The organism is Bacillus sp. AFS059628 (assembly GCF_002571225.1).
Classification (GTDB): domain Bacteria; phylum Bacillota; class Bacilli; order Bacillales; family Bacillaceae_G; genus Bacillus_A.
Genome location: NZ_NVEC01000100.1, coordinates 33,508 through 43,510, shown reverse-complemented (window position 1 = coordinate 43,510; position 10,003 = coordinate 33,508). Strand labels below are relative to the sequence as shown.

At 33.1% G+C, this 10,003-nt stretch carries 8 protein-coding genes and 6 pseudogenes; 6 read left to right on the top strand and 8 right to left on the bottom strand.

Annotated features, from left to right (window positions below):
* A pseudogene (locus COL05_RS32400) lies at window positions 1-91 on the bottom strand (glutamine synthetase); the annotation flags it as partial.
* 25 nt (window positions 92-116) lie between these two features.
* Between COL05_RS32400 and COL05_RS32060 the strand changes: the two are divergent.
* The 4 genes and pseudogenes from COL05_RS32060 to COL05_RS27815 form a co-directional block, all read left to right on the top strand.
* Window positions 117-221, top strand: coding sequence for a hypothetical protein (locus COL05_RS32060; RefSeq protein WP_257152607.1), 105 nt, complete (start codon window positions 117-119; stop codon window positions 219-221).
* A 362-nt stretch (window positions 222-583) separates the two neighbouring features.
* Window positions 584-1,312, top strand: coding sequence for a glycosyltransferase family 2 protein (locus COL05_RS27825; protein WP_373605332.1), 729 nt, complete (start codon window positions 584-586; stop codon window positions 1,310-1,312).
* 94 nt (window positions 1,313-1,406) lie between these two features.
* Window positions 1,407-2,114: pseudogene (locus tag COL05_RS27820) on the top strand (IS6 family transposase).
* 725 nt (window positions 2,115-2,839) lie between these two features.
* Window positions 2,840-2,971 (top strand): annotated as a pseudogene (locus tag COL05_RS27815) (exosporium leader peptide-containing protein); the annotation flags it as partial.
* A gap of 158 nt (window positions 2,972-3,129) precedes the next feature.
* Here COL05_RS27815 and COL05_RS27810 read toward each other — a convergent pair.
* Window positions 3,130-3,291: pseudogene (locus COL05_RS27810) on the bottom strand (DUF2953 domain-containing protein); the annotation flags it as partial.
* Window positions 3,292-3,422: 131 nt separating this feature from the next.
* Here COL05_RS27810 and rfbF point away from each other — a divergent pair.
* Window positions 3,423-4,190 (top strand): glucose-1-phosphate cytidylyltransferase, encoded by a 768-nt coding sequence (gene rfbF, locus COL05_RS27805; protein WP_098670933.1) that lies wholly within the window; start codon window positions 3,423-3,425, stop codon window positions 4,188-4,190.
* Window positions 4,191-4,196: 6 nt separating this feature from the next.
* Window positions 4,197-5,026, top strand: a pseudogene (rfbG, locus tag COL05_RS27800) (CDP-glucose 4,6-dehydratase); the annotation flags it as partial.
* A 2-nt stretch (window positions 5,027-5,028) separates the two neighbouring features.
* Here the strand turns inward: rfbG and COL05_RS27795 are convergent.
* From COL05_RS27795 to COL05_RS27765, 6 genes and pseudogenes are all read right to left on the bottom strand, one after another.
* Complete coding sequence (locus COL05_RS27795) at window positions 5,029-5,460, bottom strand: GNAT family N-acetyltransferase (RefSeq protein ID WP_257152605.1); 432 nt, start codon at window positions 5,458-5,460, stop codon at window positions 5,029-5,031.
* A gap of 608 nt (window positions 5,461-6,068) precedes the next feature.
* Window positions 6,069-6,401, bottom strand: coding sequence for a hypothetical protein (locus COL05_RS27790; RefSeq protein ID WP_142337693.1), 333 nt, complete (start codon window positions 6,399-6,401; stop codon window positions 6,069-6,071).
* 50 nt (window positions 6,402-6,451) lie between these two features.
* On the bottom strand, window positions 6,452-7,120 hold the full coding sequence (locus COL05_RS27785; RefSeq protein WP_098670931.1) for a hypothetical protein: 669 nt from the start codon (window positions 7,118-7,120) through the stop codon (window positions 6,452-6,454).
* A 720-nt stretch (window positions 7,121-7,840) separates the two neighbouring features.
* A pseudogene (locus COL05_RS27780) lies at window positions 7,841-8,821 on the bottom strand (glutathionylspermidine synthase family protein); the annotation flags it as partial.
* A 20-nt stretch (window positions 8,822-8,841) separates the two neighbouring features.
* The gene (locus COL05_RS27775) at window positions 8,842-9,453 is read right to left on the bottom strand and encodes a hypothetical protein (RefSeq protein WP_098670930.1); all 612 of its coding nucleotides are present in this window, start codon (window positions 9,451-9,453) and stop codon (window positions 8,842-8,844) included.
* A 112-nt stretch (window positions 9,454-9,565) separates the two neighbouring features.
* Entirely contained in the window at window positions 9,566-9,967 is a 402-nt protein-coding gene (locus tag COL05_RS27765) for a GNAT family N-acetyltransferase (protein ID WP_098670929.1), read from the bottom strand.
* Window positions 9,968-10,003: the final 36 nt, after the last annotated feature.

Here is a 10,003-nt window from a genome sequence, read left to right as displayed (position 1 = left end):
GAGATACTGGTCCTGCTGGAGATACCGGTCCTACTGGAGATACTGTTCCTACTGGAGATACTGGTCCTACTGGTCCTACCGGTCCTACTGGTCTGTGATTAACAGCCGTCAATCGTATTTATGTAGCAAATACTAATAATCATACTGTATCTATGATTGATGGTGCAACAAATAGTGTGATCGCTAAGATTCCATTTGGAAATGAGCCAAGGAGAATATGAACCAATTCAACAGTTCAACCTCGAAATAACAACTCCTTTAACACCCAAATATTGTAATCTGTGAAAGCTGTGTAAATGCTATAGAATTAACCATCCCAAAATTAAACTAACAAAAATATCCCTTTGAACAAAGTTTTTATTACCCCATAAAAAAAAGACCGTACTGTTCTTTTACTCAAACAGTACGGTCTTTTTTTATATCTCAATATCCATTATAGTTTTCAAAGAAAACTTTTTAAAACAAGTAGCATATCATACTAGATAAGGATATATTTTACAAACATTTGAAGGGAGGGCTTTTTATTAATACAACTTTGATTTCTCATTTTTATAACGAAGAGTATCTACTTCCGTGGTGGTTAATGCACCACACAAAACTATTTGATCACGGGATTCTTATTAATCGTGGGTCTACTGATCGTTCGGTTGAAATATGCAGATTATTTGCACCTCATTGGGAAATCCGCAATTCAAAAGTATTAGAGTTTGATGCCTTATTAGTTGATCAAGAAGTTATGGAAATCGAAAAAGAAATTAGGGGGTGGAAAATGGTGTTGAATACCACTGAATTTCTTTGCTGTTTTGATAAGGAAGCATTTTTTTCATCTCTTACTGCTTTAGAACAAAACATGTATGCCATTAGGACGATTCTCATGGTCGATGATCCGACTCACGGTTATACTAATCCGAGATACGGAATTCCCCTTGTCAAACAGCGTTATCATGGGATAATACTCCACCCTAATCCACCTGCCCCTTACTACGGCGGTAGATTACTCCACAATTATTCACATGGTAACTATTGGGCAGGGCGGCATTGGTCACCTCATCCATTTACCGTTTACATGTATCCTGCTTTCGTTTTAAAATTCTTTTACAGTCCATGGAACAAGGCTATGAAAAAACGAAAATTACAAATTGGTCCTACTCTTTCTAAACATAGCATCCAACATGACTTAGGTACTCATCACCTGGCAACACTAGATGAATTAGAAAAAAAATATATACACTTTACAACCTCAACTACCGATCTTCGGTTAATCCCGGAATATCAAGTTTTATTTCCAGATTTATGTTTTCCTAACTATTAATACGGTTCTGGTGCAAACACTTCAAAAAGCTTGTAAGTAACCTCCTAAACTTGGAAATAATGATACTAGTACTCTAAAAAAGGATGTAATTGGTATAGAAAAGCATAATCTATTCAAGTGGAAACATTATCAACCGGATATTATTTTATTAACCGTGAGATGGTACCTACGGTACAACCTTAGTTTTCGTGATTTAATCGAAATGATGGAAGAACGCGGGCTACTCCTTGCTCATACAACTCTCATGCGATGGAGTCATCAATATGGTCCCGAATTAGATAAGCGTGTACGACGTCATCTTAAGTCAACCAATGATTCTTGGCAAGTCGATGAGACGTATGTGAAAGTCAAAGGTCAATGGATGTACCTATATCGTGCTGTTGATTCAAAAGGAAATACAATTGATTTTCATTTAAGCAAAACAAGAGGTCATAGGGACGCAAAGCGTTTTTTCAAGAAAACTTTGCAGTCTTTTCATGTTTCAAAGCCCCGTGTATTACAGTAGACAAAAACCCGGCCTATCCTATAGCGATTGAAGAGTTGCATAAAGAGAAAAAGATGCCTGTAGGCATCCAAATAAGGCAGGTAAAATACCTTAATAACATTGTAGAGCAAGATCATCGTGTTATTAAAAAGAGAGTTCGTTCAATGTTAGAATTGAAATCTTTTCGTACAGCTAAATCTATTCTTTCAGGAATAGAATCGATGCATATCATTAAAAAAAGGCCAACTTATTTTACGGGACAAATCTGTCCAAAATGAAATGAAGTTTATTCATCAACTACTCGGAATGGCTGGATAAGAATAGATTCCATTAGGAATCTATATACCTCTTTCAAATAAATACAATCTTTGCAACAGAACCGTATTTCGTATCTAGTAATTTACGTTGTTAGCTTGATGGGCATGTGACGGTACCCCAAATAAAGATTTTGTTGTAAAACTGCACATGCATATACTACCATATGGTATTCTTTTTCAATTTTAGTTTTACTTAAGAAACGCCTTGGAAAGCGCTCTTTAGTTTTCAAATAAAAATTCTGGTCAAATGATTCACTTTCTTAGAAAAAGTCACATATATTATCATGTACTCTTTTACAATAAGAGTCTTGGTCTTAAGAGCACTTTTAAAAGTGCTCTTTTAATTTATTTAGATGTGTCATCTTTTACATACAATAAACATAAAATAAACTGACCAGACATAGTTGCTTTATAATCTTGTACATTTTTTGTATACGATTCCTTTTTACTAAATAAGGATTTTATTTAATTTCCCTTCCATCTTTTTAATTCTTTTGAATATATTATTATCATTCAAAGGAATACACAGGTTGCCCTGGACCAGTTTCCTTGTATTCCTTGAATTTCTTATACATAGAATCCGTTATGATTAGCGGGTTCTTTTATTTTTTACGTCATATAGTAACTATTTAGTTAAATTTATAAAATACAATCGCTTGCCCATTTCACTTTGCTCTAATCCTACATTTACAATTGATAATACGAATTTTTCAGAGGTGAAATATAATGGACGAGTTTCTACCTTCTGCTGCACTAAATACAGGTTCGATTGGGCCTACACTCCCACCTGCTCAACCTTTTCAATTCCCTACTGGTCCCACTGGTTCAATGAGAGCTACTAGAACAACTGGACCGACCCTATTTTTCACTCCCCTTGCACTGCATTCACTATAAAAATTAGGGAAGGTGACCCTTTCTCGAATACTACATTAACAATATGATTATTGGCTAAAAAATAACATCTGTTCTTGAAATGTAACTTAACCACACTTCCATATAATGAGCAAGAGAATCCACGCTGTTAATTCACATTTAGATGCAAAACCTTTTCCTTGAAACACAGGTGTAATTTCAAGCACTGGTATATCAATAATATGCATATATTGTCCAACAACCCCAACAATCATTCCTTTTGTAGACCACGCAACCCCTGTTACGATTCCCGCACTAGCTGCGTCCCTATTGTTTGTTCTTTAATCCCTCCCATTTCTCATAACCGGGCATACATCCTTAACAAAAACAACACCATTTGTAAAATAGATGAATACAGTAAAAGATACTATAATTTTGGACGTTTTAGGAGGAAAAGATGAAAGCTGTTATTCTTGCTGGTGGATATGGTACTAGAATTGGGGAAGAAACACATTTAAAACCAAAACCTATGATTAAAATTGGCACAAAACCCATTCTTTGGCATATTATGAGCCTCTTCAGTCACTATGGTATTACGGAATTTATAATTTGTTTAGGTTATAAAGGTTATGCAATTAAAGAATTTTTTCTTAATTACAACTTACACACGTCAGATTTCACAATCAAATTAAGTGACAACACAATAACTAGCCATTCATATCATATAGAACCTTGGAAAGTCACACTTATTGATACAGGACAAAATACAGAAACTGGTGGCCGTATTAAAAGGATACAAAAGTACGTTGGGGACGAACCTTTTTTGCTTACTTATGGCGATGGAGTAAGCAATGTAAATCTACAAGAACTCATCAAATTTCATAAACAACACGGAAAAATGGCTACTGTAACCGCCGTTCAACCTCCCGGTAGATTTGGTTCTCTTGTATTAAATGAGCAAACCGTTTTAGCATTTAAAGAAAAGCCTTTAGGCGATGGCGGTTGGGTGAATGGTGGATTCTTTGTTCTAAACCATGAAATTTTCAATTATATTAGCGGTGATACATCTGTTTTTGAAACTGATACTTTAGTTCAGCTAGTCAACAAACAAGAGCTTAATGCATATCAACATACAGGCTTTTGGCATCCTATGGACACACTACGTGACAAGAAAAAATTAGTGGAATTATGGGAAAGCGATCATGCTCCATGGAAGGTTTGGTAATATAATATGGTTACTACATCTTTTTGGCATAAAAAAAGGTATTTATTACCGGGCATACAGGATTTAAAGGAACTTGGCTTACACTTTTTTTAACTTCTTTAGGTGCAGAAGTAATTGGATACTCTTCTCGTCCTCCATCAACTCCATACCTTTTTGAACAGTCTAACGCAGCAAAAGAATGTCATTCTATAACCGGAGATATTACAGAGTATCCTACCTTATTAAAAACGATCACGCATTATCAACCAGAAATTATTTTCCATTTACCCGCTCAGCCGTTAGTTACAACTTCATATAAAGATCCTATTGAGACATTTAAAACAAATGTTTTAGGTACTGTTCACGTATTAGAAGCAGCAAAGCACACGGAAAGTGTACGTGTCATTATTAACGTTACAAGTGATAAATGCTATGAAAATAATGGCACTAGAAATCGATCCTTTCATGAAAAGGATCGTCTTGGAGGACATGACCCATACAGCGCCAGTAAAGCTTGTGCAGAACTAGTCGCAACCTCTTATCATAAGTCCTTCTTTAATTCAAACAGTATTTCTATTCCAAAACTGGCTTCCGTAAGAGCTGGTAATGTCATTGGTGGCGGAGATTGGGCAGAAAATCGTCTGTTTCCGGATATTATTCGAGCTTATATCCACACCAATCATTTAAGTATTAGAAATCCAGGTGCAATTCGCCCTTGGCAACATGTATTAGATCCTTTAAATGGTTATGTACGATTAGCTGAAAAACTTTGGAAAGATGCCAAATATGCAGCAGCATGGAATTGGGGACCAATCAATCAACCTTATATAACAGTAAATGAGTTAATTCAAACTCTTTGCTATTGAGGGCAGAGTCTGAGAGCCATATCGGGCTCTTCCTTGTTTATAATGATCTGTGTGCTACTTAACATTTTTGATACCTCTGTAGCAAATCCCATTCGCCAGTAATTTGGATTTATGATATATCCTATTTCACCTTCTCTATTTTTAAAATCTCGAATATTTATCTCACCTGCACCGATCATTCGTTCTTTTTCCCTTTCAACTACGGCAAAAGTAAAACGATTTCTTGTTTCTTTTTTTGCATCTAGACGAACCTGTTCTACAAATTTTGGGGTTTCCTCCTCTGAATTCGGGCCCCATGGTTGATGTTGGCACACAATAGGCTGAGATGCGTATATATGTATATCTATCCAATCTTCTTTCATTTCTCGTAGTTTGAATCTGTTATTTTTCAGGTTATGAACCAGCCAAAAATCCCCCTTTTTCATAACTCCTTATCTTTCTATATTTTATCACGATATTGCATTAATTTTGCTTATTAACTTAATGAAGAAACGAAAAATGCATTTCATTTTATAATTTTGATAGAAATGCTAAAGCATCGCATCTTTTTTATAAACGTCACAACTTTATTCAAAACTTCTCGTCTTTCTTAAAAACATCTTACCTTTATTCCAAATTCACAACCTGTTTTATTTTGGAACCATAGGTTCGCCACAGACAAAAAGAACCATAACCTTGCCCAAACGGCAAAGTTATGGTTCAAATCACAAAGCTATATTTTATTTTTTATCCATATACCATCTCTTACCATTGAACCATACCATAATTATAATTAATAGACTATATATCGCTACAGTTGTACATAAAGGGTGCGGAATAACATAATACTTAAATATACGGGACTTTAATTAACAAGTCATAATACTATACATATTTAATACTCTATAAAACAATCTATCATCTCCATTTAAATAGATTAAATTAGAATCTCCGAATGGCTAAAATAACCGTTGGTTTTTCTCATCTCTTTTTCGATGTTTCTTAGGAGTATTAGTAAATCACGCACAGATAATGGCTTAGTTCAAAGAGCATCTTAAAAATATGTTTTTAAGATACTCTTTGAATCCAGATAATTAATTGTAATATTTTTTGCATACTCTACTGTTTTAGGATAAACATTATCAATTATATTCTGCCAATTAACCTCAAAAGTTAATTTTGCTTCATCACCATAATAACAATATGTAACTTCAGGTGAAGAAATCTGATTCGAATAGAAATAATAATATATACTACTCAATATATGGTAATCATTTTCAGGATGAACACCAAAAAATACAACATGATTAATAGATTCTGCTTGCAAATTAGTTTCTAAAACTTTTAATGGATCCTGCATCTGCTGCGCAAAAGCTTGTTTATTCATTACTAACTGATGTATATATCCATCCAGCACTTTAGTTGTTGCATAATCTCCTAATAATATATCGTTTGTGTAATATTTTTTCCATTGTCTAATAAAGCATAGGAATAATAAAAAACATCTCCTTTTTTACTTTCTGCGAATTCACCATGCAAATGTATAACTTCTCTATGGGAAAACATTTCTAAAATTTTATCATAATTTAAACTAAATAATACTTTAAATTCATCAAGCCATATATTTAGTTTTTCTTGCTTAATATCATTAATCTTAGAAAGTTTTTTTATGTTGACTGCTTTCCCCTCATTAAAAACAATGGATATCATTAATAGTCTATAAAAAATTGAAAAACCATTAGTCCGAGTTCTTAGCATCACAGAACCTGGTGTATTTGGATCACATAATTTTAATGTTTCTCCTAACTTCATTAAACTTATAAAAAGGTTAGGGAATTTATTAAATTCTATGAATTCTGGCGTTCTATCGATTAAATTGTATATCCAAACTAAAACAGGCCAGTTCTCAATATTTATATATTGTATCCCTTTTTCTTTTCCTACCTTCGCAATACTCTCAGTAATCTCAACCATATTGGGAGCAGTTTTTAACTTATGTATATATTTACTTTCTAATAATTGCTCTAAAATCACAGGTGTATTTACAATAAATTCCGCAAACTTTAATGCATCATTAAATATATTTTCTAATTTAGATTGATTCATATTACGTACAAACTTTAATACACTTTGATAATTTGTTTTTTATACGTGCCTAGTGTTCGGCTTCGCCCCTAAAGAGATACTAAATTCACCTGACTTAAGTAAAGTATTTTTACCTTCATTAAGCGACGCATATATATTAGCAAAGGAGTAATCAAAATTTATACTAAATCCATTCCCCACAATCAATGCATTATTTTCCATACACAATTCTCTTCTTTCTATATTAATATTTCTCTAATAGCATTTTCGATTTCATATTCAACTGTATTCTTTATTAATAATCTTCACTATATTAGTTACCATTATTAATACAATACGAATATTCCCCTCATTTTCTCTATACGTAATGAATTCTTCAATAATCTCTATATAAGTGTTCTTTTCATTTTCCCTTATGCTTTTATAATACAATTAATCTTCATTTATCCCCCATATATTTTAAGTACTAGAATTCATAATTACATATTAACATATCTATCCAGTTTAGTTTAATGTTGTTACTCAATAATTTAGCCCTTTAGTTGAATAACTTTATTGCTACTCAACAGTTCCTTAATGCATTTTAGATAAATCCATGACTTGTTGAGCTCTTTTAAAATACTAATTTACTTCTACCATACATTTAAATCTGCATAAAATAAAAAAGCCATGTATTTCTACATAGTAACAGTTTAAGATATATATCATATTATTTTTAGACAGAAAGTTAAGTTGCCATATACCGTATAAAGGTTTAGAAACATATGATTCATTTTTTTCTATAAACGGTTTATTTGTAAAATAAGTTGGTAGGAAGTATTTCTGTATAATTCCTCGCTCTTCTTCCTCAAAGAAGACTCCCTCTTCGTAAAGTTGCCAAATGAATGCGAGTACACTTTTATTTTGCATAAGAAAAGCAGCTGGCGGATTTATGATTTTCACTCTTCCTTGCGCTATATAATCTAAAAACTGGAGTCCAATTCTTTTCCCATTTTTATCGGTATCTGAAACTAAATATTCAATTGGATATAGTCTATATAAATAATGGATTCGTTCACCATTTGGCGTATATATGCCATCATCTGCAACGACAATATCTTGTATACCTATATAATCCGTTGATTGGTCTAAACAATAGCTTCTTAAAAATTGAACTGTTTGATGGTCTTCATCATGCCAATCATAACTAGTAAAATATATCGTCTCGATAGGACTTATATTATAATCATGTTTAATTTGTTCCCACGCCTGCACAATATGCTCTTCTATATGGTTCGGATGGTTCACTTCATGATAACGGCACAACACTTCATTTGCGACAGATGGATCTAAATAACCTGTTGGTGTATCACAATTTACTTCTATTAATTTTATATCTTCATCATTTACGATAAAATCAAACCTCGTAAAATATGAAAACAAACCAGTATGTTTCATTCTCGCAATTTCCCACGTTTCAGCTGGAAATCCTAGTGTTTGAAAATCTTCTGTCGTATTGACAATATATTGATACGTTCTATATAACACATACATAATTTCTTCTGTCGCTTTTGAAATAGCAGTATAAGTCTTTACCGGCATACGATACATACCTGTTGCCATATATTGATTCCACTCTTCTTTTTCTAATAGACTCGGCCACGTAAATCCATTCCGACCAGCCTCTTCCGCAAGTGAAAACCATACTTTCATATATTCTTTCTGATCTTGTTCTGTATACATGATCCTATTATCCTTTCGTATTATGATCCGGCTGGCGCTTTTGCATTCCCAATTCCACTGGAACCAGAATTCACTTTCGGCGTTTGAGTCGTAGATGATTTCGGCGTATTTGTATCTGGCGTCACTTTATTTGAGGAATTTGGCTGTTGTTTATTTAAATCCACTTTATTAGAAGAATTATTGTTGTTACTGTTAGTTCCGCCGTAGTATCCTCCTCCACCGCTGCCACCAGTTCTACCTTGGTCTTTTTCACGATATGGAATAATATTATTTGCATACGGTTTCTTCATTATATTTGGTTTTGCTGTATAATTTATATTTGAAGTTCTGCTTGCTAATAAATATCCTGCTACGAATGGAAGTATCGGTAAATGTGAATTTTCATGATACGATGAAAAAGACGGATTCATTTCCTTGCATAACTCATCATTTTCTACATTTTCATTAGTAGGAGCTTTATCATCACAATTTAAACTTTCTTGTTCATTTCCTTGTTTTCCACCATCTGTTTTAACAGCATTACTTTCTTGTTGAGCAGTATCTTCTTCATAATCGCCACATCCAGTTAATAAAAAAGATGATACCCCTATTGAAGTAGCAATTTTTATAAATTTACTTTTATCCATTCTCATGTGTTATACACCTAATTTCTTTTATCTATATTTTTCCAGATACCTTTATTATATAATGTAAATCTTACTTTTTTCAAACTATACCTTAAATGCACATTTGCATATTTTTATACTATTTTTCCATGTAACAATGAAACCTTTCAATTCCTGGATATTTTTCTCCTAAACTTTTAACTTGAAAACCAATTTTTTTATAAAATTCTACTGCCTCATCGTCTGTCTCAGCCTCGAGATACGTCAATTGATGCATTCTTACTACTTCCTTTATCATTTGCAACGCAATTCCTTTATGACGATATTGCGGGACGACTGCTATGTGGCATATTCTCGCTTTATTTGTTCCAATTATTTCAATACCTATGCAAGCCTTTTCTTCAAATCTATGCAAAGTGCCTTTAATCCTTTCATAAAATAAAACTGCTTTCTCTAAGCTAGTTTCACTTGGCCCAACTGCATACTGTAGTACATGTAAAATTAAATCATTTTCAATTTGTTCAACACGCTGTAAATCCATACTTCCATCCCTTTCTATGAAAAAAGATTAGCTCTT